The 245-nt window shown below is 42.9% G+C and carries 1 protein-coding gene; it reads left to right on the plus strand.

What is annotated here, in order from left to right; all coding sequences use genetic code 11:
• A partial coding sequence (locus tag AAEY78_RS14545) for an EAL domain-containing protein (protein WP_352340159.1) occupies window positions 1-182 on the plus strand: 182 nt, incomplete at its 5' end.
• Window positions 183-245 lie beyond the last annotated feature (63 nt).

Raw genomic sequence — 245 nt, forward strand, 5'->3', positions numbered from 1 at the left:
GTATGGTGCAAAGTATTATTGCCATTGCCAACAGCCATAACTTAAGTGTTATAGCTGAAGGCGTGGAAGAACAGGCACAGTTTGATATGTTAGTTGATATTGGCTGTAAACGTTTTCAGGGGTATTACTTTTATAAACCAGTGGCAGCAGCAACGGTTATTGAATACCTAACGGTTAATTAACTTATCCTGCAAATACTGTGGTGGCACGGCTAAGGCGGTCATTCACAGCCCCCCACTCACTTC

Origin of the sequence: Psychrobacter sp. 16-MNA-CIBAN-0192 (genome assembly GCF_040309565.1) — a bacterium.
GTDB lineage: Bacteria > Pseudomonadota > Gammaproteobacteria > Pseudomonadales > Moraxellaceae > Psychrobacter.